We start from the raw sequence: 25,607 nt of genomic DNA, 5'->3' as shown, positions 1-25,607 counted from the left end.
CACAGATGGTTCCGGCCCTTTCGTGGCCGCATGACAGGACGACCCATGCTCAGCATCCAGAACCTCCACGCCCGCATCGGCGACACCGAGATCCTCAAAGGCCTCACGCTCGAGGTGAAGCCCGGCGAAGTCCATGCCATCATGGGCCCGAACGGCGCGGGCAAATCGACCCTCTCCTATGTTCTTGCCGGTCGCGAGGGCTATGAGGTGACGGAAGGCTCTGTCACCTTCGACGGCCAGGACCTGCTGGCGATGGAGCCGCATGAGCGCGCCGCCGCCGGCCTCTTCCTCGGCTTCCAGTATCCGGTCGAGATTCCCGGCGTTTCCAACCTGCTGTTCCTGCGCACCGCCATGAACGCCCAGCGCAAGCTGCGCGGCGAGCCGGAAATCTCGGGCGCCGATTTCATGAAACGCGTGCGCGCCGAGGCGGCCGTCCTCGGCCTCGACATCGAAATGCTGAAGCGCGGCGTGAATGTCGGCTTTTCGGGCGGCGAGAAGAAGCGCAACGAGGCCTTCCAGCTCGGCATGCTGGAACCGCGCTTCGCCCTGCTCGACGAAACCGACAGCGGCCTCGACATCGATGCCCTGAGGATCGTGTCCGAGGGAATCAACCGCTTCCGCCGGCCCGATCGCGCTGTCCTGCTGATTACCCATTATCAGCGCCTGCTGGATCATGTGCGCCCCGACCGCGTGCATGTGATGGCGGCCGGGCGCATCGTCGCTTCGGGCGGGCCCGACCTCGCCCTGCGGCTCGAAGCCGAAGGCTATGAGGGGATCGCGGCATGACAGCCCTTCCCACACGGAAGGACGAGGCCTGGCGCTACGCCGACCTGAAGGCGGTGGAAGGGCTGTGGCCGCCGGCGCCCGCAACCCTGATTTCGGTGGCCGAAGGCGCGACGGCCGAACATGTGCTGCATGTGGCCGAGCCGGGCATCCACGACATCGAGGTGCGGCTTGCGCCCGGTGCGCGGCTTCGGCTGATGGTGGCGATCAGCGCGCCTGACTATGCCCGTGTCGCACTCGTCGTGCATCTGGCCGAGGGGTCGCATCTCGACCTCGGTGGCGTGCTGCTGGGCGCGGGCGATGCCAGTGTCGAACTGGTGACGGACATCCGCCACGACGAACCCGGCGCATCCAGCAGCCAGAAGGTCCGCATCGTCGTCGATGACCGGGCAACAGGCACCTATCTCGGGCGAATCGCCGTCGCGCGCGACGCGCAGAAGACGGATGCCGGGCAATCCGCACGCGCGCTGGTGCTGAAGCGGACTGCCGCCGCCAACCTGAAGCCGGAACTGGAAATCTACGCCGACGATGTGAAATGCGCCCATGGCTGCACCGTGGGCGAACTGGACAAGGCAGCGCTGTTCTACCTGCAATCGCGCGGCGTGCCGATGCCCGAGGCCCAAAGCCTGCTCACCCGCGCCTTCCTTGCCGATGCGCTGGAAGGACTGGAAGACGAGGCCGCGCGCGAAAAGCTGGAGGCAGTGATCGCCGGCTTCATGGAGGCGCGCGCATGAACGCCAGCATGCCGCTTGCCGCCAGCCATGTGCGCGCGCCGGCGCTGCTCGACCTGCGCGGCGAATTCCCCGGCCTGCCCGAAGGCTGGGCCTATCTGGATGCGGCAGCCACCGCCCAGAAGCCACGCGCCGTGATCGAGGCGATCACCCGCGCCTATGCCGAGGATTATGCGACCGTCCATCGCGGGGTCTATGCCCGCTCCGCCCGGATGACGGAGGCCTATGAGGCCGCCCGCGAGACGGTTGCCCGCTTCATCGGCGGCCATGCCGGGGAAATCGTCTTCGTGCGCGGGGCGACCGAGGCCATCAACCTCGTCGCTGCAAGCTGGGGGCGCGCCAGCATCGGCCCGGGCGACCGGATCCTGCTGAGCCAGCTGGAGCATCACAGCAACATCGTGCCCTGGCGGATGCTGGCCGATGCAGTCGGCGCGGCGATCGATGTCGCCCCCCTGACGCCCGATGGCCGGATCGACACCGATGCCCTTGTCGCCCTGATCGGGCCGCGCACCAGGCTTGTGTCCATCGCCCATGTCTCGAACGTGCTCGGCTCCATCGCCGATGTGCCGCAGATCGCAGCTGCCGCCCATGCCATGGGTGCGAAACTGCTGGTGGATGGCTGCCAGGCCGCGCCGCGCCTTGCTGTCGATGTTGCAGCGCTCGGCTGTGATTTCTACGTCTTTTCAGGCCACAAGCTCTATGGCCCCACCGGTATCGGCGCGCTGTGGGCAAAGGCCGCCATCCTCGATGCCATGCATCCCTGGCAGGGCGGCGGCGCGATGATCGACGAGGTGCGCTTCGAGGCCGTGAGCTATGCGCCCGCCCCGCAGCGATTCGAGGCAGGCACGCCGCACATCGTGGGCGCAATCGGCCTTGCCGCCGCAATCCGCTGGGTGGAACAGGTAGGGGTAGAGGCGATCGACGCCCATGAGCGCGCCCTCGTTTCCATCGCCCGCGCGCGGCTTTCCGGCCATGCGGGCCTGCGCCTCTTCGGGCCGGAGGAGTCGGCCGGCATCCTGTCCTTTGCGGTCGGGGATGTGCACCCCCATGACGTGGCGACCATCCTCGATGAAGGGGGTGTCGCCATCCGCGCCGGCCACCATTGCGCCCAGCCGCTGATGCGCTGGCTGGGCGTGCCTGCAACCGCCCGCGCCAGCTTTTCCGCCCACAGCAGCGAAGCCGATGCCGAATTGCTGGCCAGGGGTATCGAACGCACCATGAGGATTTTCGGATGACAACCGGACCCAGCCGCCGCTTCGACGTGGAAATCGTGGACAGCGTGAGCGAGCCGCCCAAGGCCCCGCCCCCCGGCGCGGCCGAACTTCCGCAGCCGCCGGCGCCGGCGCCGGCGGCCGACACCGGCGCGGCACCGCGCCGGCGCGACTATCTGGAAGGCTTCCTCGGCGCTTCCGCCAGCCAGGGCGAAGGCGCCGGCGATGAAGATACGCTGAAAGAGGCCGTGATCGCAGCGCTGCGCGACATCTTCGACCCGGAAATCCCCGTCAACATCTATGATCTGGGCCTCATCTACGGGGTGGAGATCGACGAGGGCCATGTCATCGTCACCATGACGCTGACGACCCCGCACTGCCCGGTCGCCGAATCCATGCCGGGCGAAGTGGAACTGCGCGTGATGGCGGTGCCCGGTGTCGCCACCTGCGACGTGAACCTGGTGTGGGATCCGCCATGGAACCCGGCCTCCATGTCGGAAGAGGCCAGGCTGGAGCTTGGAATGCTATGACCACGCAAAGCCCCCCCCGCGCGCCGGCACGCCCGCGCCCGGCCCCCATCACCCTGACGCCAGCCGCCGAACAGCGGATCGCGGATCTTTTGGCAAAGGCGCCGGAACCTGTTGCCGGCGTCCGCCTGTCCACCCCGCGCCGCGGCTGTTCGGGCCTTGCCTATTCGATCGATTATGTGACCGAGCCGAAGCCCGGTGACGAGGCCATCGCGACCCCGGCCGGCACGCTTTATGTCGATGGCGGCTCGCTTCTGTATCTCATCGGCTCGGTGATGGACTGGAAGGAAGACGATTTCACCGCCGGATTCGTGTTCCAGAACCCCAACGCCACGGGCTCCTGCGGCTGCGGCGAGAGCTTCACCGTCTGAAGCTTCGGCCGGAACGCCGGTGCGGCGATCCGGACCGTCTGAAGCTTCGGCCGGAACGCCGGTGCGGCGATCCGGCCATGGAAGAACCGCCGGCAATGCGCCATGGCGCCAAGATGGACCATCCCGCCACCCGCGCCGAAGCCCTGGCACGCCTGGAAGCCTTCCTGCCGCGCGCCGGCCGGCTGTACGCCGCCAACCGCAACTTCGATGAAGGGCCGGGGCGCCGCACCCATGTCTCGGGCCTTTCGCCCGCCATCCGCCGCCGCCTGCTTTGCGAAGAGGAAGTGGCGCGCGCCGCGCTCAATGCGCATGGCTTTGCCGCAGCGGAAAAATTCCTGCTCGAAGTCTGCTGGCGCAGCTACTGGCGCGGCTGGCTCGAGGCGCGGCCGCTTGCCTGGCAACGCTATTGCGCGGATGTGGCCCGCCTGAACGAAGAGCTGGCGCGCGCCCCGTCGCTTGGCGCTGCATATTCCGCCGCCATTTCGGGGCAGACCGGCATCGACTGTTTCGATTTCTGGGCGCGGGAGCTTGCCGAAACCGGCTATCTCCACAACCATGCCCGCATGAGCTTCGCCTCCATCTGGATCTTCACCCTGAAACTGCCCTGGCAGCTGGGGGCGGATTTCTTCTACCGCCATCTGCTCGATGCCTGCCCGGCGTCCAACACACTGGGCTGGCGCTGGGTTGCAGGGCTGCAGACGGCGGGGAAAACCTATCTCGCTTCAGCAGACACCATAAGGCGCACCTCCTGCGGGCGATTCCGGGTGGATGCGCCGCTCGCACGAGAAGCCCCGCCGCTTCCGCCCGAAGCGCCCATCCATCCGGCAGGGCTTCCGGCCCTGCCCGAAGCCGACCCGGACGCGCCATCGGGCCTTTTCCTCCACACCGAGGATCTGTCAGCCGAAACCATGGTCTTTCCCGCCCCCGTGCGCGCCATCGCCGGGCCCGACCGGATCGATGGCGACCCGGCCGACCTGAAGCGCGCTTATGCCAATGCCAGCCTCGATGATGGCATTGTCCGCGCCGCCACCCATTTCGCCGCCGAAGCCAGCCGCCTGCCCGTCGACACCCTGCCCGAGGCTGTCACGCAATGGGCAGCACGCCATGGCTTCAGGCAGGTGCTGACCCCCTGCGCCCCTGTCGGCCCCGTCGCCGACCGGCTCGCGCTGATGGGGGTAGCGCTGGCCCGGGCCGGCATCCGCCTCGTCCCCGTCCGCCGCGCATGGGACAGTGCCGCATGGCCGCACGCCACGCGCGGCTTCTTCCAGTTCAAGGGCCGGATCCCTGCCCTTCTCGCCGGCGGCGGGGCTGGGTGAACGCTTGCACGCGCACCGGGCGGCTGGATGGCCAGTCAGCGATGCTGATGGCTTCGCCGCACAGCGGCACGCTGATCCCGCAGGCCTTTTTGCGCAGCGTGCAACTGCCGCTGTCCGCCATCCGCCGGATGGAAGATGCCCATGTGGGCCGGCTGCTGGCCCCGGCCGCGGCACTTGGCATCCCGCTTCTGGAAGCCACCCACAGCCGCGCCGTCATCGATCTCAACCGTGCCGCGGATGAACTGGACCCGAAGATGTTCGACGGGCCGGTAACAGCCACCCCCGCCATCACCGAGCGCGTGCGGGCAGGCTATGGGCTTGTGCCCCGGATCGCAGGCCCCGGCCTGCCGATCCACTGCCGCCGCCTGCCGGCCGCCGCCACCCGGGCGCATGTCCTTCAGCTTCACCAGCCATGGCATGCCGCCATTGCGCAGGGTCTTGCCGCTGCCCGCGCCCGGCATGGCCACGCCCTTCTCCTCGACATGCATTCGATGCCGCCGCTTCCCGGGGCTGCCCCGGCGCAACTGGTCCTGGGGGACAGGCATGGCCAGTCGGCCGCGCCACGGCTGGTGGACTGGCTCGACGATGCCTTCCGCGCGCGCGGGCTTAAGGTGGCGCGCAACAGCCCCTATGCCGGTGGCTATACCACCCAGCGGCACGGCCAGCCCGCCACGGGCCAGCATGCGGTGCAGCTGGAATTCGACCGCAGCCTCTACATGGACCCGGTGACGCTGGTGCCGCACGACGGCTTCGCCGCGCTGGCCGCCATGATCGCCGAGGTGACGGCGGCCTTGCGCGCCACCCTTCCGCAATTGCTGGATGGAGAGGCCCTGCCGCTGGCAGCGGAATAGCCTCGCTCGCGGCGGAACAGCCTCTCAGCCTTCACGGGGTGGACGCCAGCGCTCATGGCGCTATTCGGTCTGGCATGAGCTGGATTGATCTTCGTCAGGTATCGGACACCGACTTCGAACTCGACCTCGTGCCGCGCGTGTGCGTCGGCCCGCCCGACCGCCTGTTCATGTTCGGCGGCGTGGGCCTCGGCCTTGGTCTCCAGGCGCTGCAGACCGTCACCGGCCGGCCGCCGGTGTGGGCGACGGCGCAATATGAAAGCTATGCCCGCCCCGGCGAGACTATCCGATTCCGGGTGGACGAACGGGTGCGCGGCAACCAGGTGAGCCAGGCCCGCTGCACTGCGACGGCCGGCGACCGCGAAATCCTGACGGTGATTTCAGCCCTCGGCGCGCGCTCCATGCCCGAACGCGGCCAGTGGACGCTGGCGCCCCGGGCCGCCCCGCCGGACGATTGCCGCCCGCGCGTCCTCAACATGCGCCGCCACCCGGATGACATCCACAGCCGCATCGACTTCCGCATCGCCGTGGGCGCCATGCAGGGGCCGACCGTGGGCGACGGCGTCGCGCCCGACGGCCATGTGGTGATCTGGGCACGACCCAACCCGGATGTGCTCGGCCCCGGCCACCCGATCGACCCGGCCTTCGTCGCGATCGTCGCCGATTATGTGCCCTCGGCCGTCGGCCCGGCGCTGGGCGTGGATGCCGGCGGCAACAGCCTCGACAATTCCATCCGCTTCCACCGGATGGTGCAGACCGAATGGCTGCTGTGCGACATCCAGATCCACGGCATCGCCAACGGCTTTGCCCATGGCCGCATGCACATCTTCGCACAGACGGGCGAGCTGATGGCCACCGCCTCGCAAAGCATCATCCTGCGCCTCTGGAAGGACTGACGGCCCCGGCCGGCCTGCTTCTGGCCGTCTTTGGCTGACGACCCGGTCCCTGGCGCCTCAATCCCCGGCGCCTCAGTCGCCGGCGTCTGCCTCGATGGCGTCGATGTCCTCGTCCGTCAGGCCGAAATGATGCCCCACCTCGTGCACCAGCACATGGGTGACGAGATGTTCGAGGCTGTCCTCGCCATGCGCCCATTCATCGAGAAGCGGGCGGCGATAGAGGAAGATGGTGGGCGGCAGCGCGCCGGTCATGTCCTGCCCCGGATCGCCCACATGATGGCCCCAGTAGAGGCCGAGGATGTCATAGGGGCTTTCCAGCTCCATCGCGCGCATCACTGTTTCGTCGGGAAAATCCTCCACCCGCAGGATCACATGCGCCATGTGCTGGCGGAAGAGTTCGGGCAGGCGTTCCGCCGCGGCTTGCGCCAGCCGCTCGATATCGACGAGTGTGGGGGCGTGAAGGGGCATGCCGCCCCTTAGCGCGGAGACGGGACATGGTCGAGAAGCTGGATGCAAAGGCACGCGCGGCGCTTGTCACGGCACTGCCCGAATGGCGCCTTGACGGGGAGCGGCTGGTGCGCAGCTTCCGCTTTCGCGATTTCGTCGAGGCCTTTGGCTTCATGAGCCGCGTGGCGCTCCTGGCAGAGCGGGCCGACCATCACCCCGAATGGTCGAACGTCTGGAACAAGGTGGATATCGCACTCACCACCCATGATGCGGGCGGGCTCAGCCAGCGCGACGTAGCGCTCGCGCGGCAGATTGACGCGATCTGCCCGCAATAGCGGCAGTGCGTCGCACCCGTCCTTGGATAGGGTGCCGGCGCACCAATGTCCCTCCCGGGCCGCTGATGACAGCGGCCGCATATGGGAGAATGATGGATGAAAGCCCTTTTCACTGCCGCCGCCACAGTCGCGCTGCTTGCAATGCCTGCGGCTGCTTCGGACGCGCACCACGGGAAGAAGGACATCGTCGACACGGCCGTTGCCGCCGGCCAGTTCAAGACGCTTGCCGCAGCCCTTACGGCTGCCGGGCTGGTCGATACACTGAAGGGTGAAGGCCCCTTCACCGTCTTTGCGCCCACCGATGCCGCTTTCGCAAAACTGCCCGCCGGCACGGTGGAAAATCTGCTGAAGCCCGAAAACAAGGCGCAGCTGAGCGCGATCCTCACCTATCATGTCGTGCCGGGCAAGGCGCCGGCGTCTGCTGTCACCGGCAAGGTTTCGGACGTGGTGACCGTGAACGGCGCGATGCTGAAGATCGACGGCACCAATGGCGTGAAGGTGAATGACGCCAGCGTGACCGCAGCCGACGTCATGGCTTCGAACGGCGTGATCCATGTGGTGGACACGGTGCTGCTGCCGCCCGCGAAATAACGGGGCAGGCGAAACGAAAAAAGGGGCGGCGGACCATCGGCCCGCCGCCCCCTTTCTTTCAGCCGTGGCTGCCGATCAGCGCGGCGCCATACGGATGGAACCGTCGAGGCGCACGTCCTCGCCGTTGAAGTAGCTGTTCCGGCACATTTCGAGCGCGAGGCTCGCATATTCTTCCGGATTGCCGAGACGCTTCGGGAACGGAACCTGGGCGCCCAGCGCGTCCTTCACATTCTGCGGCGCGGCAGCAAGGAGCGGCGTGTTGAAGATGCCCGGCAGGATGGTATTGACGCGGATGCCTTCGCTGGAAAGGTCACGCGCGATCGGCAGGGTCATGCCGACAACGCCGCCCTTCGAAGCGGAATAGGCGGCCTGGCCGATCTGGCCGTCTTCGGCGGCCACCGAGGCGGTGTTGATGATCACGCCGCGCTCGCCATATTCATTCAGCGGATCAAGCGACATCATGCCGGCGGCCGACTTCGCGATGCAGCGGAAGGTGCCGACGAGGTTGATCTGGATGATCATGTTGAAGGCATCGAGCGGGAAATGCTTGATGCCGCCCGTCGCCTTGTCGCGGCTGGCGGTCTTGATGGCGTTGCCGGTGCCGGCGCAGTTCACCAGGATGCGCTCCTGGCCGATGGCGGCACGGGCCTTGGCGAAGCCGGCGTCGACCGAGGCTTCGTCCGTGACGTTCACCTGGCAGAAGACACCGCCGAGTTCGGCGGCCAGGGCTTCACCCTTTTCGGCGTTCAGGTCGAACAGGGCGACCTTGACGCCTTCCTTGGCAAGCGCGCGCGCAGTGGCGGCGCCAAGCCCGGATGCGCCCCCGGTGATGACAGCGGAAAGACCTTTGAGTTCCATAGACGAACACTCCCGTTTGGCGGTTGGTTTGCGCTTTGCCTTACGCCGGTCCGGCGGAAGTCTCATCCACAAATCAGGGAGGTTTTCACCCTTTCGGCCCTTATTTCCGGGCCAGCGCCCGTTCCCTCAGGGCAAGCGCGATGCTGGACGCGAGGATGATCGCGCCGCCCAGAAGCGTCAGCAGGTCGTAACGCTCCCCGAAAAGGAGGATGCCGGCTGCCGTGATGATGCCGAAGCGCACGAAATCATAGGGCAGGACAGCGCTGGCATCGGCAAGCGCGAAGGCGCGGGAAAGCGCCAGCTGCCCGGCGGCGGCACAGGCGCCAAGCGCGATGAGGATCGGCCAGAGGTTCGCCGATGGCCAGCTCCAGAAGGGAATCGCCAGAACCATCGACACGGGCGTCGTCAGGATGAAGCTCCAGGCGGTGACGGCGCGCACATCGTCAACGCCGGTCAGGGCCTTGATGGCGATATAGGAATAGGCGGTGGCCAGCGCCGAAACCAGCGCCGCCCACAGGCCAGGCGACATGTCCGTCGTCCCCGGTCGCAGCACGAGCAGCATGCCGGCAAAGCCAATTGCCAGCGCTGCCCCGCGGATCCAGCGGATGCGCTCGCCCAGGAACAGGGCGGCGGCGACCGTCGCGAAAAGCGGCGCCGTGTAGTTGATGGAAAGCACATTGGCGAGCGGCGCGTTCGCCACGGCGTAGAAGGTGGCGAAGGTGGCCACGACCCCCGATGTCGCGCGCCGCACATGGCCGGGCAGCCGCTCGATCTTCAGCAGGCCGGGCGTCGTCAGCAGCATCGGCATGAGCCACAGAAGCCCGATGAAATTGCGCCACACGACGATGGCGAAGGGGTGCAGTTCCTCGGAGGCAAGGCGGATCATCACCCACAGCCCCGAAAAGGCGACGCAGCCAAGCACCATCCACAGCACAGCCCGGACATGTGCCGGAAGAAGGGGCATGGCCGCGCGCCGCCCTGTCAGTGGTTGAAGTGCCGCAGGCCGGTGAAGGCCATGGCAAGGCCGCGCTCGTCGGCGGCGGCGATCACCTCGGCATCGCGCATCGAGCCGCCGGGCTGGATGACGGCGGTGGCGCCGGCATCGGCTGCTGCCAGAAGGCCATCGGCAAAGGGGAAGAAGGCATCGGAGGCAACGGCGCTGCCGATGGTGCGCGGCTCCGCCCAGCCGGCGGTTGCGGCGGCGTCGCGCGCCTTCCATGCCGCGATCCGGGCGCTGTCCAGCCGGCTCATCTGGCCGGCGCCGATACCGGCCGTCGCGCCATCCCTGGCATAGACGATGGCATTGGATTTCACATGCTTGGCCACTGTCCAGGCAAAGGCCATGTCGGCCAGTTCGCGGGGCGTGGGCTGGCGCTTCGTCACGATCTTCAGCTCGCCCATCAGCTGATTGTCCCGCGACTGGACGAGGAACCCGCCGGATACGCTGCGCAGCACCAGCCCCGGCCGTGCCGGATCGGGCAGCGGCGCGATCAGCAGCCGCAGGTTGGGCTTCTTCGCCACCACGGCCCTTGCCGCTTCGTCCGCCCCGGGGGCGATGATCACCTCGGTGAACAGCTCGGTGATGATCTTCGCCGTTTCGGCGTCAAGCGGGCGGTTGAGCGCGATGATGCCGCCAAAGGCCGAGACAGGGTCGCAGGCCTTGGCCGCCAGATAGGCATCGGCCAGCGTCGCGGCACTGGCCACGCCGCAGGGGTTGGCATGCTTGATGATGGCGACTGTCGGGTCGGAATCGCGGAATTCGGCGATGAGGTTCAGCGCGCCATCGGCATCGCCGATGTTGTTGAACGACAGGGCCTTGCCCTGCACCAGTTCCGCACCGGCAATGCCCTGCGCAAGGCCGGGCGCGGCATAGAGCGCGGCCGACTGGTGCGGATTCTCGCCATAACGCAATTCCTGCACCCGGCGGGCAACCATCGGCAGCCGCTCGGGGAAGGCTTCGCCCTGGTCGGCATGGGCGAACCAGCCGGCGATGGCGCTGTCATAGCCTGCCGTGGTCTGGAAGGCCTTGGCGGCCAGCCGGCGGCGGGTGGCCAGCGAAAGCCCGCCGTCCGCCAGTTCGGCGGCAAGGGCTGCATAATCGGCGGCATCCGTCACGCAGGCGACGAAGGCGTGGTTCTTCGCGGCCGAGCGCACCATCGCCGGGCCGCCGATGTCGATGTTCTCGATGATATCCTCGCGCGGCGCGCCCTTCGCGACCGTCGCCTCAAAGGGGTAGAGGTTGATCACCACCATGTCGATCGGCGCGATGCCATGATCGCGGGCAGACGCCTGGTGCGCGGCATCGTCGCGCAGCGCCAGCAGCCCGCCATGCACCTTGGGGTGCAGCGTCTTGAGGCGGCCGTCCATCATTTCGGGAAAGCCGGTGTGATCCGACACGTCGATGACGGAAAGCCCGGCATCGCGAAGCGCCCTGGCCGTGCCCCCCGTCGAAAGCAGCTCGGCCCCATGGGCTGCAAGCGCGGTGGCGAATTCGACGAGGCCCGTCTTGTCGGAAACGGACAGCAGGGCGCGGCGGATGGGAAGACGATCGCTCATGAACTACGAACCTTGCAAGCCATGGATTGGGGAGGAATATGCAGGGCGGTGCCCCAGCCAGCCGGACAAGGCAAGCCCCGAGGGCGCTTCAGCCGGGGCGTGCCTGACGCTTCAGGCTCCAGCCGACATCGGCGTCCTGGCCCGGCTGCACCAGAGTCGTCAGCAGGATCTGCTGCACTTCGCGGCTGTCCCCCTCGGCCGAGATGAAAAGGCTCGGCTCGATGGACACCAGCCCCGGCCCGCTGTTGAAGCGGGCCCGGAAGGCCCAGGCGAGAGCCGGCTGGCGGCGGCTGCCGGCAAGGCGGATGAGCGCGCCCTTCCCGTCCTCGGTGATGGCGGCCTCGGCTTCCGGGCCGAGGTGAAAGCGGATGGCGACCGCAAGCGGCTCTGCCCGGCGGTTCAACGGAAAACTGCCCGCCAGGTTGCCCGGCAGGCCGGAGCGCACGCGCAGCAGCCTGTCCTCCCCGCGCAGGTCATCGCCATCGGGCGAAAGCCACAGGCTGCGGCGATGATCATAGCCGAAGCGGCGACGCCAGCCGTCATGGCTTGCCTCCAACCACTGGCCTTCGGCTGAGGATCGCGGCTCCGCCAGCACTTCCTCCACGCCGCCCATGCGGCGCGGGCTGCCATCCTTCAGCCGGCTGGAGTTGGTGTCGGCGAGCACCAGCGTGGAATGGCCGGCGGTGGACCTGAGGCCCATGACAAGCTCGGGCGGATAGCCGCGCGGGCCCATGGCCCCGCGCTCGCCGCCGCAATTCACCACGATCAGCCGTTCCCCATCGCTCATGGTGAAGGACAGCGTCGATGCATGGGCCGTGGTGCTGAGGCGGGCGGGTGGCGGCAGGCCGGCATCGACGATGATGCGCACATCGCCCGCCACCAGCCGCTGGAAGCCCGAAAGCCGGCCCGGTGGATCGTGGCTGGCCGATGCTCCCAGCCGCGCCATCTGGGCCGTAGTCGGCTGGCCGCCATGCCAGGGGGCGGGCAGCCCGTCGCCCATGGCGATGGCCGAAAGCGCACGGACAAGGGCCTGGCGCCGGCTGGCAAGCCCCGGCGGAAGCGGCTGGCCGCAGGCGGCGTAGAAGGATTCGATGACAAGGATGAGATCGCCCAGCCGGGCGAGATCGAGCGGGCAGCGGCTGATGGCCGACCCATCCGGGTTGATGAGCGCGTCGAGCGCGCCCTCGAACTGCGGCAGGATTGCTGCCGTCTTGTCCTCATTGCCCGGCAGGATGAGCGACGCGCCCAGAAGCCCGGCGAAGGCTTCGGCGCAACCGATGCCCGGCTGCATGCGCGGGGCTGCGCGCATCAGGTGGCGCGCCCAGCGGGCAATGCCGTTGAGGACGGCCGAGCGGTGGATGTGATCCGTGCCCGGCATCACCAGCGGGGCATGAAGGATCGCCATGAGGATTCGCCGGCCGGTGGCGTCGGGCGCCCAGGCCTGTTCATCATAATCGTGGAAACGCGCGAGCCAGCGCCGGGCCAGCGCTTCCGCCCGCGCCACCTCGGCGGCGGAAAGCGGGCCGGCAGCCGCGAGATCGCGCAGCCAGCCCCAGCCATGCACCCAGTCCCGCCATGTGGCAGGCGCATCGGGCGCATCGAGCCTTGCGTCGGCCATGCCCTGACCATGACCGTCGCGGAACAGACGGCCCCCCTTCAGCCGCTGCCCGGTTGCGGCATCGCCCGGAATCGGATCCGCCGGCACGGCCCGCAGCTTCAGCGGGAAGCGCCCCTTCAGGCGCGCCTTGTGAAAGGGCGAGGAATAGGCGAGCCGGTCGATCCGCTCCGACAGGCGTTCGGCAAGCGACGGCCCGCGGTCCCCGAGCTGCCGTTTGTGGTGAAGGGCGTCGGGATCGGCGGGATCGGCGTCGTCGGCCATGATCAGGCAGCGCTTCCCTTCAGCGCGGCGATGTTGGCGGCATAGGCTGAAGCCCCGCCGCGAAAGCTTGCCGTGCCGGCCACCAGCACGGTCGCGCCCGCATCGATCACGCGGCGGCAATTGCCCTGATCGACACCGCCGTCCACCTCCAGCTCGATCGGCAGGCCCAGCTGGTCAATCCTGCGGCGGATGGTGGCGATCTTGGGCAGGGCGCTCTCGATGAAGCTCTGGCCGCCGAAACCCGGGTTCACGCTCATCACCAGCACCAGGTCGATCATGTCCATCACATGGTCGAGGCAATCGATGGGAGTGGCCGGGTTCAGCACCACGCCCGCCTTCTTGCCCAGCGCCCGGATGCGCATCAGCGTGCGGTGCAGATGCGGGCCGGATTCCGGGTGCACCGACAGGATGTCGGCCCCGGCTTCGGCAAAGGCCTCGACCAGCGGGTCGGCGGGCGTCACCATCAGGTGCACGTCAAAGGGCTTTTTCGAATGCGGGCGCAGCGCCTTCACCACCATCGGGCCGATGGTGAGGTTGGGCACGAAATGACCATCCATCACGTCGACATGAATCCAGTCGGCGCCGGCAGCGTCGATGGCGGAGACTTCCTCGCCAAGACGGGCGAAATCGGCGGAAAGGATGGAGGGGGCGATCTTCACGGACTGCATGGACGGTTCCTAGCCGCTGTCGCCTCTTGCGCCAAGGGCCGGGCCGCCCTTCAGCCGCGAATTCGCCCCGCCGCACGGCGGACGATCGCCAGCCGCTCGCTGTCGGGCGCGGTCGGCCATGCCTCGATTTCCGCAAGGGTGCGGCCACAGCCGGTGCAGATGCCGCGCTTCACCCGGCAGACATTGCGGCAGGGCGACGGCACGGAAGACGGCACGGTCGGGGGAAGCTGAATGGCCATTGCGGTCATCTGGTGTCTTGAGGCTGTCATGGGAAGAGAGCATGCGCGAAACGGGCAACGCGAAGCAACATCAGGAAGCAGGAGCGGAAGGCATGATGACGGGGATCGGGCGGCGCGGTTTTCTGGGCGGCCTGGGGCTGCTGGCGGCAAGCCCGCTTCTGGCGCAGCGGACTCCGCCGCGAATCCCGGCCTTTCCCTTCACGCTGGGCGTGGCCGCCGGGGACCCGGCCGCCGACGGCTTCGTCATCTGGACCCGCCTTGCCCCACGCCCCGGCGAACCGCTCGCAGGCCTCGACCCGCTGCCCTACCCTGTGCGCTACGAAATTGCCGAGGATGAAGGCTTCGGCCGCATCGCCGCCGTCGGCGAGGCGATGGCGCGGCCCGAGCTGGGCTTTTCCGTCCATGCCGAAGTGGCGGGCCTGAAGCCCGGCAGGCCCTATCACTACCGCTTCATGGCCGGCGACGCGGTATCGGCCATCGGGCGCGCCCGCACCCTGCCGGCCTTCGACGCCGATGTGGCGCGGGTGCGGCTGGCGGTGGCCGGCTGCCAGGATTACCAGTCCGGCCTCTACACGGCCTGGCGGCACCTCGCCGGTGAGGACGCCGACGCCGTCTTCCATTATGGCGACTACATCTACGAGAATGGCGCCCGCGAAACCTACTACAACTGGAACACGGGCCAGCAGGAACCCACCGTGCGCCAGCATGACGGTCCGATGGTCTTCAGCCTCGATGACTATCGCCGCCGCTACACCCAGGTCAGGCTCGATCCCGACCTGCAGGCGGGTCATGCCTCGGCCGCCTTCCTGTCGAGCTTCGACGACCATGAGATCGTCAACAACTGGGTGGAGGACATCGACCAGCATGGCACCCCGGCCGAAGTCTTCCGCCTGCGCCGGCAGGCCGCCATGCAGGCCTGGTACGAATTCATGCCGGTGCGGGCCGATGCCCTGCCGGTGAACGGGGTTTCCGGCCCCTATCGCCAGTATCGCTTCGGCCAGTTACTGGATGCCCGCATGCTCAACACGCGGAACTGGCGCACGGACCAGCCCTGCAACGACCGCTATGGCACATGGTGCGAGGGGGTGAACGACCCGAAGGCCGAAGTGCTTGGCTGGGCGCAGGAAGACTGGCTCGTCAACGGGCTGAAGGCGCGCCCGGCCCGCTGGAACGCCCTGCTGCAGCAGATCATGATGATGGACCTCGACCGCGCGCGGGCCGAGACACGCACCATCAACACCGACAGCTGGGCCGCCTACACGGCCCCGCGCGACCGTCTGCTCGACCGGCTGACCGGCGTGCCGAACCTCGTGGTGCTCACCGGGGACGAGCACCAGCACATCGTGGGCGAAGTGCGAAAGACCGGGGCGGCGCCCGAAACGCCCGCCGCCGCCGTCGAATTCGTCACCACCTCCATCTCCAGCGGCTCGGACGGGCCCGGCGAACGGAGCGAACATGCCGAATGGCTGCGCCGCAACCCCGGCCTCGCCCACATCCATGACCAGCGCGGCTACAGCCTTATGACCATCGACAGGAACGGCTGGCAGGCGGAGATGAAGGTGGTGGACACGGTGCGCAGGCCGGGCGGTCGCCTTTCAACCCAGGCGCGCTTCCATGTGCCACCGGGCATTTCCCGCGTTGATCGCGCCTGATCGCGCCTGATCGCGCCTTATCCCAGGGGCGCGCTTGTCACAAAACTGCGCGGACCTGTCATATAATTTTCATATAAGCTTCAACAAAGCGTAATGCCGGCCTATGTGAGCAGCCGCCCATCAACTGGCCGGAGCCATTTTCATGCGTCTGCATAGCCTCGCCCTCGCCCTGCTGCTTCCCTTGTGCCCGGGCGGGCAGGCCATCGCGGGCGACTGGGGTTTCTGGGGCAACAGCCAGGTCGATGGCCCTCTCGGCGGGGACTGGGTCTTCTCCGTCGATTCATCCTTCCGCTTCGCCGATGACATGGAGCGCCACACAACCTCGCAGGTGCGCGGAAGCGTCGGCCGCAAGATGGGCGGCGGCCTCACCCTTTCGGCCGGCTATCTCTACGGGCAAAGCTACCGTCCCGGCCGGGACACGGTCGAGCACCGCTTCTACCAGCAGGCAAGCTATCCGATTCTGGGCGAAACGGTGCGTCTCAGCGGGCGCACGCGGTTCGAGCAGGGCATCTTCAACCGTGGCGGCGGCCTCGGCCTCAGGGTGCGTCAGCAGCTGAAGCTGACAGCGCCGCTGGCCGATGACCGCGGGCCGGATTTCGTGGCATCAGGCGAAGCCTTCGTCCGCCTTGATGATGCCGGAACGGTGCAGCGCTCGGGCTTCGACCAGTTCCGCGCCTTCGCCGGGCTGAAGATGCCGGTCACGAAGGTCGTGGCGCTCGAAGGGGGCTATATGGGCATCTTCCGCGACCGCCCGGCGCGCCGCAGCGACATTGTGCAGATCACGGCTTCGGCGAAGTTCTGAAGCCCGGCTTGCGGCCCGCTTGCAGGGCCAGTCCGGCTCTCAGTGCGTCACCACCACTTGCGCCGTCTCATGCCCGGCAGCCAGCAGCGGCATGCGGAAGGCCATGGCGAGGGCTGCATCGGCGGCCTTGTCGGCCAGGGCCAGCATCTCAGGCGCGCGGCCCTGCCTGAGGAACAGATCCGGCGCCTTGCCGGCATTGTCACGCTGCAGATTTTCGCTCACGCTCGTCACCACCGTGGCCCAGCCCTTGTCCTGATAGGTCTGGGCCTGCGCCCAGTCGATCGTGGGGGGCAGGACATCTATTTCCGGGCGACGCACGCGCAAGATCCGGGCTTCCGCGTCCCAGTCGAGGTCCGCTTCCGTCAGGCGCGATAGATCGACGACATAATTGAGCGTCGCGGGCAGGATGACTGTCTGCCGCGTGGTGGCAACCGTGATTGGCCCAACCGTGGTATCGCGCGCGGACGTGACCGGAAGCGACAGGCGCGCCGTCAGCACCACCAGCTTCTGCTGGCGCTGGACGGAATGGAGCATCGCCCCCATCAGGTCAGGCTTGCGGCACAGGCCCACGGCTTCGCAGGCTTCGCGGCGGCGATCCGGGCCGGCGGCAAGAAGCAGAAGGCCCGCCAGCAGCGCAATCGCCCCGACGATGGCGAGAAACCGCCTCATGTCCTGGCCCAGCTGTCCCCGTCGCGCCGCACCGCGCCTTTCTGCTCCAGGTCGATCAGGTGCGCCAGCACGCTGCGCCCGGCGGCCGGCCACAATTGCCTGTCGATGCTGGCATACATCTGTTCGACCATGGCGGGTATGGTGCGCGGGCCTTCGGCCAGATGGTTCAGGATCTGCGTCTCGCGCTGGCGGCGATGCGCCATCAGGTGGCGGACCAGCCGCTGCGGTTCCCCGATGGGGGCGCCGTGCGTCGGGAAATAGCGGCGGTCGTCCCGCTCCAGCAGCTTCGCCAGAGAGGCCATATAGGCCGCCATGTCGCCATCGGGCGGCGCGACGACCGTGGTGGACCAGCCCATGACATGATCGCCCGAAAAAAGCACACCCTCCTCCTCCAGCGCGAAGCAGAGATGGTTGGACGTGTGGCCGGGCGTATGCACGGCGCGCAATGTCCATCCCGGGCCCGTGATTGCCTCGCCATCGGCCAGCACGATGTCCGGCGCATAGTCGGGGTCGAAACCGGCATCTGCGCGCGGGCCGTCGTCGTTCAGGGAGAATGGGGCGCAACCCGCGATCTGCCCGCCCAGCCGCGCCTTCAGCGGACCGGCGGCCGGCGAATGATCGAGATGGGTGTGGGTGACGACATGATGGGTCACGGTTTCGCCCTCGACCGCGCGGGCGACCGCTTCGATATGGGCTGGGTCGGCCGGGCCCGGATCGATGATCGCCACCCGGCCATTGCCGACGATATAGGTGCCGGTTCCCAGGAAGGTGAAGGGCGAGGGGTTGCGCGCCAGAACCCGGCGAACCAGCGGCGACAGGCGCTCGGCGGCGCCATAGGGCGCGTCCTTCACCATCTTCTCGTAATCAGGTGTCACGCTCACCGGACTAGCCGCGGCCTGCGCGGCGGACAAGCCCGGTGAGCGTTACGCCCGGCAAACGCCCCGCAGTGTCAGGCCGGTGTGGCCGCCGCCCGGCGCCGGCGGGCCGAAAAGCCCACAAGGCCAAAGCCGGCGACGAGCATCGCCCATGTGGCGGGCTCGGGCACGGCGGTCAGGCGGAAGGCGTTTGCCGTGATGTAGCGGCCAAGTTCGTGGCCCACGGCCAGCGCGGGATCATTGTCGAAGGCATAGTGGATGCCGCCGTAGATCCGGCTCATCCCGGCTTCGGCCGCGGCTTCCGAGAAACTGGTGAAGCAGCGGTCACCAAGCGGCACGATCGGATCGGCGGTGACGCAGAAATCGAACATGTCGCTGCCGAAGACCGAGGCGAGCGCACCGGCTGCCGAAGCGCTGAAGATGCTGTGGCCGGAAATATAGCTGGGGAAGTTGGGGGTCGTCCAGGCAGGCACCCAGTCCGGGTCGCCCTCCACGCCGCAGATGTCCACGGTGCAGTTCTGGATGGCCGTGACGGGACGCCAGTAATCATAGGCGTATTTCATGTCCCAGCCGGCGATGCCGCCATCGGCGACAGCCGCGCCCACGGCCGCGAGCGCCTGGATTTCCTGCATCAGCCCGAGGCCCTTTGCGGTCGCCGCATCCTGGGCGATCTGCAGCCAGTGTCCGGGCGGGGTGAGGGTGCCGGGGCCGTCGGCCCAGAAATAGCCGATGTCATGCAGCTCCTGCGGCGCGCAGCCGACACAGCCGATCGCCTTCACTTCCTCATAGGCCGCAATCCATTCATCCGAACCGATGGCGGGCGGCGGGCCGAGGCGGAACTGATCACCGCTGGCGATCACGAAGGGATTGACCTCGCCCCAGCCCGGCAGCAGCGGGTCGGCCCCGTCCGGCGCGACGCTCTGGAAATCGCCCGGCTGGTCGCCGAACACATAGGGCGTCTGGGCCGTCAGGCTGCCATCGTTCGTCCGGCTTGCGAAGAGATCGTCACACACCATGCTGCCGAAACTGACGCTGGCGGCAAGCTTGCCCGGCGCCAGGTTGAGCGTCGCCAGATGCGCGTCGCGCTCGGCAAGCAGGCGCCCGGACTGCTCGGAGAAGATCGACGCCAGCATGCCATAGCCGGCGGCAAGGGCTGCCGCACGCGGATCCACCGCACCGGTCGTGCTGCCGGTGTAGGAATAGGGCGTGTAGCGGCTGCCAGTCGCGGCATTCACGGCATCATACATCGCGATTTCCACCATCGCGATGGCGCGGGCTGCCACGGGCGGCGCCATGGCTGACACCTGGATGCTTTGAATCAGGGCCTGGTTGACATCGGAAACGGCCGAGGCATCGGCGGGGCTTGCAGCAGCAAGCGCCAGCGTCGTGCATCCGGCTGCCATTGCATAGCGCACATGGCGGGCAACTCCGCCGGTCTTCATAAAAGTCATCATGCTTGGCTTGACCTCCAGTCGCGCCCGGAAAGGCGCGTGAATTGGCCCTATCCGAGCCATTTCACGCGCCCACTTGATCCAGATCAAACTGTAGTCATTAGAGACGCTGATGGAACGACGAAACGTGATTAATGAGCGCTAATCAGTTCCGCTGGCGCCGCATGAAGGTCGGGATACGGGTGCCATCGTCCTCATTCTCGACCTCGAGCTCGGGGGCGAGGGTTTCGACAGGCTGCTGCTCGGCCGTGCTGCGACGCGACATACTGATCATCCGCTGGAAGAGAGTCTGGCGCTTTTCCGGCTGCGGCGCTGCAGCAGGCGCGGCCCTCACCTGTTCCGGCTCCACGCGCGGGGCCGGCGGCGCCAGCGGCAGTTCGGCAATGGTCGGCTCCGCCGCCTTCTGGGCAGGCTGCTCGGCCTCCACCGTCGCAACCGGCGCCATCGGCTCATCAAGATCCATGATGTCCTCGTCGCTCATGCCGGCATCATCGTCTGCCGCCATGCTTTCGGCATTGTCGGCCGATGCGGCCGGACAGAAGGTTCCGCCTTCCGTGCCGAAGATCCCGGCAGCCATTGGCCCGGATGCAGGGGATGGTTCGTAACGAAGGCCACCACCGCCGCCACCGCCACCGCCGGTCGGCGGGGTCGGTTCCGTCGGCGATTCGCCGACACCCGGCTTTGCCACCAGCGCCGGGGCGGTACCAAAGATGCTGCCGCCCCCCATGCCATGGGCACGGGTGGTCTGCGCCGTGGCGCCGGTCTGCGCCGGCTGCGAATTCTCGATTCCGGTCGCCACCACGCTCACGCGCATCTTGCCGCACAGGTCATCGTTGAAGGCCGAGCCGACGATGATGTTGGCATCGGGGTCGACCATCTCGCGGATATGCTGCGCTGCTTCCTCGACTTCCATCAGCCCGAGGTCTTCGCCGCCGGTGATGTTGATGATGACTGCCTTGGCGCCGCGCAGCGACACTTCGTCGAGCAGCGGGTTCGAAATGGCCTTTTCCGCCGCCTCGATGGCGCGGCGCTCGCCGTCCGCCTCGCCGGTGCCCATCATCGCCTTGCCCATTTCGCTCATCACGGTGCGGACATCGGCGAAATCGAGGTTGATGAGGCCGGGCAGCATCATCAGGTCGGTGATGCCACGCACGCCCTGGTTCAGCACCTGATCTGCCATGGCGAACGCCTGCTTGAAGGTCGTCTGCTGGTTGGCGATGAGGAACAGATTCTGGTTCGGGATGATGATCAGCGTGTCGACATGGCGCTGCAGTTCGGCGATGCCTTCCTCGGCCGAACGCATGCGCTTCTTGCCTTCGAAGGCGAAGGGCTTGGTGACCACGCCCACCGTCAGCACGCCACGCTCGCGCGCCGCGCGCGCAACCACGGGGGCAGCGCCCGTGCCGGTGCCGCCGCCCATGCCTGCGGTGATGAAGCACATGTGCGCCCCGTCAAGCGCATGATCGATCTCGGACAGCGCTTCTTCGGCCGCCGCTGCGCCGATCTCGGGACGGGCGCCCGCCCCCAGGCCCTGCGTGATCTTCAGGCCGAGCTGGATCCGCGTCTGGGCGGGCGAGAGGGAGAGAGCCTGCGCATCCGTATTGGCCACCACGAAATCGACGCCCTGCAGGCCGTCGGCGATCATGTTGGCAACGGCATTGCCACCGGCCCCGCCGACACCGATCACGCAGATCTTCGGCTTGAGTTCGACAGGCGGATTCGGGTTCACAAAATCAAAGGACATGGCAGGCTCCTCGTCACATCTCGCGTTTCAGGGTCTGGAACAGGCGGGCAAAAGCGGATTTCGGACCGGGGCCCCCGCGGCCCCGGCTGCCCTTCACGGGCATACGTGTCAGGTCGAGGCGGGGATGGCTTCCATGCAGGATCAGGCCTGCAAGGGTGGCAAAGGCGGCCGTTGACTGGGCATCGGGCAGGCCGACGAGGCCACGCGGACGACCGATGCGGACATTGCGGGACAGCACGCCCTGCGCATAATCGGCGATGCCGCGAAGCTCCGCGCCACCGCCCGTCAGCACCACCTGCCGCCCGGCGGGGCCGGTGAAGCCCATGTCCTTCAGGGCGGCGTCAACCTCGCCGAACAGATGTTCGAGCCGCGTGCGGATGACGGCGATCAGTTCCGACTTGCGGACAGGCCGGACCTCCTGCCCGTCATCCGGGTCGAGCGGGGGCACGTCGATGGTGTCGTAATTGTCGCGCGGGGCAGCCGATGCCGCGCCCGAAAGCGTCTTCAGCCTTTCGGCGGCCGAGCGCCGGGTGGCGAAGCTGCGGGCGATGTCGGCCGTGATGTCGCCACCCCCCATCGGGATGGACGCAAGGCCCGCCAGCATGCCGCCGCCATGAATGGCGACCGTGGTGACGCCCGCACCGATCTCGACGACGGCGACTCCGAGTTCGCGCTCCTCGATGTTCAGCACGCTGGCCGAAGACGCCACGCCCGAGGCGACGATCGCCTCCACGTCGAGGTGGGCTGCCCGGACGGCATGGTCGAGGTTTCGGCACGGCGGGGTGGCGGCCGTGACGATATGGGTATCGACGGCAAGGCGGTTGGCGTGGAAGCCGCGCGGGTTCATCACGCCATCGAGACCGTCGATGGTGTAAAGCGTCGGCTCGGCATGCAGGGTGGTGCGCCCCTCTCGCGTGATCTTTTCGTCGATCTGCGTGCGCGCGGCCATCAGCAGGTTCGCCATGTCATTGTCCGATATGCGATGACCGGCGATATCGATTTCGACCGTTGTGACATCGCTTTCGATATCCCCCGCCGAAAGATTGACGATGACGGATTCGATCTGGAGTCCGGCTGCCTTTTCGGCCTGCATCATGGCAGCCCGGATGGCGGCCTCGGCCTTTTCCATGTCGGCCACCAGCCCGCGCCGCAACCCGTTGGAGGCGCGAACGCCCGCACCGATCACGCGGGGCATATTCTCACCATCGGCCATGGCGATGAGGGCCGCCACTTTCGACGAGCCGACATCGATGGCGGCGACGACGCGCTCCGCCCGCGCCTTCAGCAAATTGGAGGCATTGAGAACGGGAACGGCCATCAGATCACGGCCTCCCCCGTACGGATGAGGGGAAGGCCGGCGCCGGCCTGCGGTTGCGGCACGGGGCGCACGGCATCGGGATGCACGGCATTTGCGCCAGGCGCGGCCGGGGCTGTTTGTGGTGCGGCTTGCGGTGGCAACGCCGGCCGTGCACGGGCGCCGGCTTCGCCGGTCACGCGCACGACCATCTTGTCGGGGATGCGCAGGTCGAAGCGCAGGAAACCCTGCCCCAGAAGAGGGGTCTGCTGGTGGATGCTGGCGAAGCGCACAAGCGCCGCATGCGCCTCAGGGCCTTCCGGCAGCGAAATCGTCTCGCCGCTCTTCATCCGGAGATCCCAGCGGCGCTGGCCGATGCGCAGCGCCGCCTCGACTTCCCCGGCGAGGGCCGGCTGGGCGGCGAGGATCCGCAGAAGCTCGCGCGCATTCTCGTGCGCGTCCGCGCCCACAAGAAGCGGCAGGGTGGAAAAGCGGGCGATGTCGTCGGTCGGCAGGGTGACGCCTTCGGCATCGATCAGGGTGATCCGGCCCTGATGCTGCCACAGGGCGGCCGGCTTGCGCTCGGCGATACGGACCTCGATCCTGTCGGGCCAGCGGCGGTAGAGGCTGGCGTCGCGCACCCAGGGAAGCTCCAGCAGCCGTTCGCGCATGGCGACAAGATCGGTCAGCAGCATGGAATCGCTGCCGCCGTAGAGAATCTGGCGATAGATATCGAGGCGGGGCTGGTTGGATGCGCCGCTGATGTCCACCTGCCGCACCACGAACCCGGCCGAAGAGGCCGAGGTGGCAACCGACAGCATCGTCTTCTGCGGCAGGTCGGCGACGATCGCCCAGATGATGGCGGCCGCGAGGCCAAGCCCTCCGAAGCCGGTGAGGATCAGGCGCCACATGGTCCTGGGCGCGACAGGCACCGTCATGGGGGTGGGCTGGCGCTGGCTTCGCCGCGCGCTTCCGCCGCGCGCCCGGGGGTTGGCGCGGCTCATGCGAGCGCCCTTTCGAGCAGCCGCGCGACAAGCGCCTGATAGGAAATGCCGCGCGCCTCGGCCTGTTCGGGCACAAGGCTCAGCGCCGTCATGCCCGGCTGGGTGTTCACCTCAAGCAGGTAAAGCCCGTCGACGCCATGGGCCGGGTTCCAGCGGAAGTCGGAGCGCGAGACGCCCCGGCAGCCCAGAAGCCGATGGGCGCTGGCGGCCTGCTCCAGCGCCCGCGCCGCGACATCGGCGGGCACATCCGCCGGGCAGACATGGGTGGTGAGGCCTTCGGTATATTTGGCGTCATAGTCGTAGAAGCCGCTGGCGGGCTTCAGCTCCGTCACGGCCAGAGGGTCGGGCACGCCGGCTTCGTCCTCCAGCACGGCGACGGTCAGTTCCAGCCCCTCGATGAAGGGTTCGGCCAGCAGCGTTTCATAATGCGCCCAGGGGCCATCGCTGCCGGCGGGGATGGGCTGCGCGATGGGGCCGCCTTCGCGCAATATGGCCACACCGACCGAAGAGCCCTCGTTCACCGGCTTCAGCACATAGGGGCGCGGCAGCGGATCGCCGGCATGCAGGCCGGCGCTTTCCACGACCCGGCCCTCGGGCATGCGGATGCCCTGCGGCTGAAGCAGCATCTTCGTCAGCTGCTTGTCGATGGCGATGGCGGAGGCCGCCACGCCGGAGTGGGTGTATTTCAGGCCCAGAAGGTCCATCAGGCCCTGCACCGCGCCATCTTCGCCGGGGGCGCCGTGCAGCGCGTTGAAGACGACATCCGGGCGCGTTTCGAGCAGGCGGGCGGCAAGGTCCGCGCCGGCCGCCGGCGTCTCGCCCATGTCGAACTCGGTGACATCATGGCCCAAAGCCCGCGCGGCGCCGGCAACGCCACGGCCAGACATCAGGCTGACCGCCCGCTCGCTGCTCCAGCCACCCATGAGGACAGTGACGCGCATCAGCCCGCCCTTTCCGCATCGGCAGGGCGGCCGACCCGCCGGATTTCCCATTCCAGCTCGACGCCCGTCGCGGCCTTGACCCGAGCGCGCACCTCTTCGCCCAGCGCCTCGATGTCGGCGGCGCTGGCTTCGCCGGTGTTGATGAGGAAATTGGTGTGCTTCTCGCTCACCTGCGCCCCGCCCAGCGCCAGGCCACGGCAGCCGGCTTCGTCCACCAGCGCCCAGGCCTTGCGGCCCGGCGGGTTCTTGAAGGTGGACCCGCCCGTGCGGGTGCGAAGCGGCTGGCTCTCCTCGCGCCGGGCGGCGATGCTGTCCATCTCGGCCTGGATGGCGGCAGGATCGCCGGGCACGCCGCGCAGCGTTGCCGAAACGACGATGGCGTCTTCGGGCAGGCTGCTGTGGCGATAGCTGAAGCCCAGCTCGCCGGCCGCAAGGCTTTTCACGTCGCCCGAGCGCAGGACCAGTTCGCAGGAAAGCAGAATGTCGGCCACCTCGCGGCCATAGGCGCCGCCGTTCATGCGGACGAAGCCGCCCACCGTTCCCGGAATGCCGCGCAGGAACTCCAGCCCCGCGATTCCGGCATCGCGCGCGGCCGAGGAAACGGCGATGCCCGATGCACCGCCGCCGCAGCGCAGGGTCGTGGCGTCCAGCTGGTCGATGCCGGCAAAGGCCTTGCCCAGCCGCACCACCACGCCCGGCACGCCGCCATCGCGCACGATGAGGTTGGAGCCGAGACCAAGCGCCATCACCGGAATGGCGGGGTCGAGAGCTTTCAGGAAAGCCGAAAGATCGGCAGGATCCTTCGGTTCGAACAGCCAGTCGGCGTCACCGCCCGCCTTGAACCAGACAAGCGGCGCCAGCGGCGCATGCGCCGTCAGCCGCCCGGCTGCAGGCGGCATGGACTGAAGGGGGCGCGCTT

General features: G+C 68.0%; 26 protein-coding genes and 2 pseudogenes. 12 read left to right on the top strand and 16 right to left on the bottom strand.

The window, feature by feature from the left end; translation table 11 throughout:
• Positions 1-45: 45 nt before the first annotated feature.
• From sufC to ACUJ46_RS02085, 8 genes are all read left to right on the top strand, one after another.
• On the top strand, positions 46-786 hold the full coding sequence (sufC, locus tag ACUJ46_RS02120; RefSeq protein ID WP_445389513.1) for a Fe-S cluster assembly ATPase SufC: 741 nt from the start codon (positions 46-48) through the stop codon (positions 784-786).
• On the top strand, positions 783-1,517 hold the full coding sequence (locus ACUJ46_RS02115; RefSeq protein WP_445388798.1) for a SufD family Fe-S cluster assembly protein: 735 nt from the start codon (positions 783-785) through the stop codon (positions 1,515-1,517). Before sufC ends, ACUJ46_RS02115 begins: the two co-directional genes overlap by 4 nt.
• A complete protein-coding gene (locus ACUJ46_RS02110) occupies positions 1,514-2,749 on the top strand; it encodes a cysteine desulfurase (protein ID WP_445388797.1) in 1,236 nt (411 codons plus the stop codon). The genes ACUJ46_RS02115 and ACUJ46_RS02110 overlap by 4 nt, the downstream gene beginning before the upstream one ends.
• Positions 2,746-3,255 carry an SUF system Fe-S cluster assembly protein gene (locus ACUJ46_RS02105; protein WP_445388796.1) on the top strand — a complete coding sequence of 170 codons (510 nt, stop codon included), beginning with the start codon at positions 2,746-2,748 and terminating at the stop codon, positions 3,253-3,255. Before ACUJ46_RS02110 ends, ACUJ46_RS02105 begins: the two co-directional genes overlap by 4 nt.
• Entirely contained in the window at positions 3,252-3,623 is a 372-nt protein-coding gene (locus tag ACUJ46_RS02100; protein WP_445388795.1) for a HesB/IscA family protein, read from the top strand. The genes ACUJ46_RS02105 and ACUJ46_RS02100 overlap by 4 nt, the downstream gene beginning before the upstream one ends.
• A 77-nt stretch (positions 3,624-3,700) precedes the next feature.
• Entirely contained in the window at positions 3,701-4,939 is a 1,239-nt protein-coding gene (locus ACUJ46_RS02095) for an FAD-binding domain-containing protein (protein ID WP_445388794.1), read from the top strand.
• Positions 4,940-4,980: 41 nt separating this feature from the next.
• Positions 4,981-5,790: an N-formylglutamate amidohydrolase gene (locus ACUJ46_RS02090; RefSeq protein ID WP_445388793.1), complete on the top strand. Its 810-nt coding sequence runs from the start codon at positions 4,981-4,983 to the stop codon at positions 5,788-5,790.
• A gap of 74 nt (positions 5,791-5,864) precedes the next feature.
• The gene (locus ACUJ46_RS02085) at positions 5,865-6,683 is read left to right on the top strand and encodes an acyl-CoA thioesterase (RefSeq protein ID WP_445388792.1); all 819 of its coding nucleotides are present in this window, start codon (positions 5,865-5,867) and stop codon (positions 6,681-6,683) included.
• Positions 6,684-6,755: 72 nt separating this feature from the next.
• Here ACUJ46_RS02085 and ACUJ46_RS02080 read toward each other — a convergent pair whose 3' ends face one another.
• Positions 6,756-7,151 carry a metallopeptidase family protein gene (locus ACUJ46_RS02080; protein WP_445388791.1) on the bottom strand — a complete coding sequence of 132 codons (396 nt, stop codon included), beginning with the start codon at positions 7,149-7,151 and terminating at the stop codon, positions 6,756-6,758.
• A 26-nt stretch (positions 7,152-7,177) separates the two neighbouring features.
• On the opposite strand from ACUJ46_RS02080, the gene ACUJ46_RS02075 reads away from it, so the two are divergent.
• Both ACUJ46_RS02075 and ACUJ46_RS02070 read left to right on the top strand, forming a co-directional pair.
• Positions 7,178-7,465 carry a 4a-hydroxytetrahydrobiopterin dehydratase gene (locus ACUJ46_RS02075; protein WP_445388790.1) on the top strand — a complete coding sequence of 96 codons (288 nt, stop codon included), beginning with the start codon at positions 7,178-7,180 and terminating at the stop codon, positions 7,463-7,465.
• Positions 7,466-7,606: 141 nt separating this feature from the next.
• Positions 7,607-8,056, top strand: coding sequence for a fasciclin domain-containing protein (locus ACUJ46_RS02070; protein WP_445389512.1), 450 nt, complete (start codon positions 7,607-7,609; stop codon positions 8,054-8,056).
• A gap of 75 nt (positions 8,057-8,131) precedes the next feature.
• Here ACUJ46_RS02070 and ACUJ46_RS02065 read toward each other — a convergent pair whose 3' ends face one another.
• The 6 genes from ACUJ46_RS02065 to ACUJ46_RS02040 all read right to left on the bottom strand — a co-directional run bounded on the left by ACUJ46_RS02065 (position 8,132) and on the right by ACUJ46_RS02040 (position 14,286).
• The gene (locus ACUJ46_RS02065; protein ID WP_445388789.1) at positions 8,132-8,914 is read right to left on the bottom strand and encodes an SDR family NAD(P)-dependent oxidoreductase; all 783 of its coding nucleotides are present in this window, start codon (positions 8,912-8,914) and stop codon (positions 8,132-8,134) included.
• 100 nt (positions 8,915-9,014) lie between these two features.
• A complete protein-coding gene (locus ACUJ46_RS02060; RefSeq protein ID WP_445388788.1) occupies positions 9,015-9,878 on the bottom strand; it encodes a DMT family transporter in 864 nt (287 codons plus the stop codon).
• Between the two features lie 17 nt (positions 9,879-9,895).
• The gene (purH, locus tag ACUJ46_RS02055) at positions 9,896-11,470 is read right to left on the bottom strand and encodes a bifunctional phosphoribosylaminoimidazolecarboxamide formyltransferase/IMP cyclohydrolase (protein ID WP_445388787.1); all 1,575 of its coding nucleotides are present in this window, start codon (positions 11,468-11,470) and stop codon (positions 9,896-9,898) included.
• Positions 11,471-11,558: 88 nt separating this feature from the next.
• A complete protein-coding gene (locus tag ACUJ46_RS02050; RefSeq protein WP_445388786.1) occupies positions 11,559-13,349 on the bottom strand; it encodes a heparinase II/III family protein in 1,791 nt (596 codons plus the stop codon).
• 2 nt (positions 13,350-13,351) lie between these two features.
• Positions 13,352-14,017, bottom strand: a complete 666-nt coding sequence (gene rpe / locus ACUJ46_RS02045; protein ID WP_445388785.1) for a ribulose-phosphate 3-epimerase — start codon at positions 14,015-14,017, stop codon at positions 13,352-13,354.
• A gap of 50 nt (positions 14,018-14,067) precedes the next feature.
• Entirely contained in the window at positions 14,068-14,286 is a 219-nt protein-coding gene (locus ACUJ46_RS02040; protein WP_445388784.1) for a DUF1289 domain-containing protein, read from the bottom strand.
• A 62-nt stretch (positions 14,287-14,348) separates the two neighbouring features.
• On the opposite strand from ACUJ46_RS02040, the gene ACUJ46_RS02035 reads away from it, so the two are divergent.
• Together ACUJ46_RS02035 and ACUJ46_RS02030 are read left to right on the top strand one after the other, a co-directional pair.
• On the top strand, positions 14,349-15,908 hold the full coding sequence (locus ACUJ46_RS02035; protein ID WP_445388783.1) for an alkaline phosphatase D family protein: 1,560 nt from the start codon (positions 14,349-14,351) through the stop codon (positions 15,906-15,908).
• Positions 15,909-16,050: 142 nt separating this feature from the next.
• On the top strand, positions 16,051-16,710 hold the full coding sequence (locus tag ACUJ46_RS02030) for a DUF2490 domain-containing protein (protein WP_445388782.1): 660 nt from the start codon (positions 16,051-16,053) through the stop codon (positions 16,708-16,710).
• Between the two features lie 39 nt (positions 16,711-16,749).
• On the opposite strand, the gene ACUJ46_RS02025 is transcribed toward ACUJ46_RS02030, so the two are convergent.
• From ACUJ46_RS02025 to murB, 9 genes and pseudogenes are all read right to left on the bottom strand, one after another.
• Positions 16,750-17,379 (bottom strand): DUF4230 domain-containing protein, encoded by a 630-nt coding sequence (locus ACUJ46_RS02025; protein ID WP_445388781.1) that lies wholly within the window; start codon positions 17,377-17,379, stop codon positions 16,750-16,752.
• Positions 17,376-18,233, bottom strand: coding sequence for an MBL fold metallo-hydrolase (locus ACUJ46_RS02020; protein ID WP_445389511.1), 858 nt, complete (start codon positions 18,231-18,233; stop codon positions 17,376-17,378). The genes ACUJ46_RS02025 and ACUJ46_RS02020 overlap by 4 nt, the downstream gene beginning before the upstream one ends.
• A 95-nt stretch (positions 18,234-18,328) precedes the next feature.
• A pseudogene (locus ACUJ46_RS02015) lies at positions 18,329-18,424 on the bottom strand (PEPxxWA-CTERM sorting domain-containing protein); the annotation flags it as partial.
• Positions 18,425-18,490: 66 nt separating this feature from the next.
• Positions 18,491-18,886 (bottom strand): annotated as a pseudogene (locus tag ACUJ46_RS02010) (vanadium-dependent haloperoxidase); the annotation flags it as partial.
• 964 nt (positions 18,887-19,850) lie between these two features.
• A complete protein-coding gene (ftsZ, locus tag ACUJ46_RS02005) occupies positions 19,851-21,449 on the bottom strand; it encodes a cell division protein FtsZ (protein WP_445388780.1) in 1,599 nt (532 codons plus the stop codon).
• A gap of 13 nt (positions 21,450-21,462) precedes the next feature.
• Complete coding sequence (gene ftsA / locus ACUJ46_RS02000) at positions 21,463-22,767, bottom strand: cell division protein FtsA (RefSeq protein ID WP_445388779.1); 1,305 nt, start codon at positions 22,765-22,767, stop codon at positions 21,463-21,465.
• Positions 22,767-23,747, bottom strand: a complete 981-nt coding sequence (locus tag ACUJ46_RS01995) for a cell division protein FtsQ/DivIB (RefSeq protein WP_445388778.1) — start codon at positions 23,745-23,747, stop codon at positions 22,767-22,769. The genes ftsA and ACUJ46_RS01995 overlap by 1 nt, the downstream gene beginning before the upstream one ends.
• Complete coding sequence (locus ACUJ46_RS01990; RefSeq protein ID WP_445388777.1) at positions 23,744-24,688, bottom strand: D-alanine--D-alanine ligase; 945 nt, start codon at positions 24,686-24,688, stop codon at positions 23,744-23,746. The genes ACUJ46_RS01995 and ACUJ46_RS01990 overlap by 4 nt, the downstream gene beginning before the upstream one ends.
• Positions 24,688-25,587: a UDP-N-acetylmuramate dehydrogenase gene (gene murB, locus ACUJ46_RS01985; RefSeq protein ID WP_445388776.1), complete on the bottom strand. Its 900-nt coding sequence runs from the start codon at positions 25,585-25,587 to the stop codon at positions 24,688-24,690. Before murB ends, ACUJ46_RS01990 begins: the two co-directional genes overlap by 1 nt.
• Between the last annotated feature and the right edge of the window lie 20 nt (positions 25,588-25,607).

Source organism: Sandaracinobacteroides sp. A072 (genome assembly GCF_052616365.1).
The sequence above is the reverse complement of the archived record's forward strand: the minus strand, read 5'-3'. Positions and strand labels throughout refer to the sequence as shown.

What these genes read in the sequence shown, in the direction of transcription:
- sufC (WP_445389513.1), top strand. Translation starts at nt 46, where the DNA reads ATGCTCAGCATCCAGAACCTCCACGCCCGCATCGGCGACACCGAGATC.
- ACUJ46_RS02115 (WP_445388798.1), top strand. Translation starts at nt 783, where the DNA reads ATGACAGCCCTTCCCACACGGAAGGACGAGGCCTGGCGCTACGCCGAC.
- ACUJ46_RS02110 (WP_445388797.1), top strand. Translation starts at nt 1,514, where the DNA reads ATGAACGCCAGCATGCCGCTTGCCGCCAGCCATGTGCGCGCGCCGGCG.
- ACUJ46_RS02105 (WP_445388796.1), top strand. Translation starts at nt 2,746, where the DNA reads ATGACAACCGGACCCAGCCGCCGCTTCGACGTGGAAATCGTGGACAGC.
- ACUJ46_RS02100 (WP_445388795.1), top strand. Translation starts at nt 3,252, where the DNA reads ATGACCACGCAAAGCCCCCCCCGCGCGCCGGCACGCCCGCGCCCGGCC.
- ACUJ46_RS02095 (WP_445388794.1), top strand. Translation starts at nt 3,701, where the DNA reads ATGGAAGAACCGCCGGCAATGCGCCATGGCGCCAAGATGGACCATCCC.
- ACUJ46_RS02090 (WP_445388793.1), top strand. Translation starts at nt 4,981, where the DNA reads ATGCTGATGGCTTCGCCGCACAGCGGCACGCTGATCCCGCAGGCCTTT.
- ACUJ46_RS02085 (WP_445388792.1), top strand. Translation starts at nt 5,865, where the DNA reads ATGAGCTGGATTGATCTTCGTCAGGTATCGGACACCGACTTCGAACTC.
- ACUJ46_RS02080 (WP_445388791.1), bottom strand. Translation starts at nt 7,151, where the DNA reads ATGCCCCTTCACGCCCCCACACTCGTCGATATCGAGCGGCTGGCGCAA.
- ACUJ46_RS02075 (WP_445388790.1), top strand. Translation starts at nt 7,178, where the DNA reads ATGGTCGAGAAGCTGGATGCAAAGGCACGCGCGGCGCTTGTCACGGCA.
- ACUJ46_RS02070 (WP_445389512.1), top strand. Translation starts at nt 7,607, where the DNA reads ATGCCTGCGGCTGCTTCGGACGCGCACCACGGGAAGAAGGACATCGTC.
- ACUJ46_RS02065 (WP_445388789.1), bottom strand. Translation starts at nt 8,914, where the DNA reads ATGGAACTCAAAGGTCTTTCCGCTGTCATCACCGGGGGCGCATCCGGG.
- ACUJ46_RS02060 (WP_445388788.1), bottom strand. Translation starts at nt 9,878, where the DNA reads ATGCCCCTTCTTCCGGCACATGTCCGGGCTGTGCTGTGGATGGTGCTT.
- purH (WP_445388787.1), bottom strand. Translation starts at nt 11,470, where the DNA reads ATGAGCGATCGTCTTCCCATCCGCCGCGCCCTGCTGTCCGTTTCCGAC.
- ACUJ46_RS02050 (WP_445388786.1), bottom strand. Translation starts at nt 13,349, where the DNA reads ATGGCCGACGACGCCGATCCCGCCGATCCCGACGCCCTTCACCACAAA.
- rpe (WP_445388785.1), bottom strand. Translation starts at nt 14,017, where the DNA reads ATGCAGTCCGTGAAGATCGCCCCCTCCATCCTTTCCGCCGATTTCGCC.
- ACUJ46_RS02040 (WP_445388784.1), bottom strand. Translation starts at nt 14,286, where the DNA reads ATGACAGCCTCAAGACACCAGATGACCGCAATGGCCATTCAGCTTCCC.
- ACUJ46_RS02035 (WP_445388783.1), top strand. Translation starts at nt 14,349, where the DNA reads ATGATGACGGGGATCGGGCGGCGCGGTTTTCTGGGCGGCCTGGGGCTG.
- ACUJ46_RS02030 (WP_445388782.1), top strand. Translation starts at nt 16,051, where the DNA reads ATGCGTCTGCATAGCCTCGCCCTCGCCCTGCTGCTTCCCTTGTGCCCG.
- ACUJ46_RS02025 (WP_445388781.1), bottom strand. Translation starts at nt 17,379, where the DNA reads ATGAGGCGGTTTCTCGCCATCGTCGGGGCGATTGCGCTGCTGGCGGGC.
- ACUJ46_RS02020 (WP_445389511.1), bottom strand. Translation starts at nt 18,233, where the DNA reads ATGGTGAAGGACGCGCCCTATGGCGCCGCCGAGCGCCTGTCGCCGCTG.
- ftsZ (WP_445388780.1), bottom strand. Translation starts at nt 21,449, where the DNA reads ATGTCCTTTGATTTTGTGAACCCGAATCCGCCTGTCGAACTCAAGCCG.
- ftsA (WP_445388779.1), bottom strand. Translation starts at nt 22,767, where the DNA reads ATGGCCGTTCCCGTTCTCAATGCCTCCAATTTGCTGAAGGCGCGGGCG.
- ACUJ46_RS01995 (WP_445388778.1), bottom strand. Translation starts at nt 23,747, where the DNA reads ATGAGCCGCGCCAACCCCCGGGCGCGCGGCGGAAGCGCGCGGCGAAGC.
- ACUJ46_RS01990 (WP_445388777.1), bottom strand. Translation starts at nt 24,688, where the DNA reads ATGCGCGTCACTGTCCTCATGGGTGGCTGGAGCAGCGAGCGGGCGGTC.
- murB (WP_445388776.1), bottom strand. Translation starts at nt 25,587, where the DNA reads ATGCCGCCTGCAGCCGGGCGGCTGACGGCGCATGCGCCGCTGGCGCCG.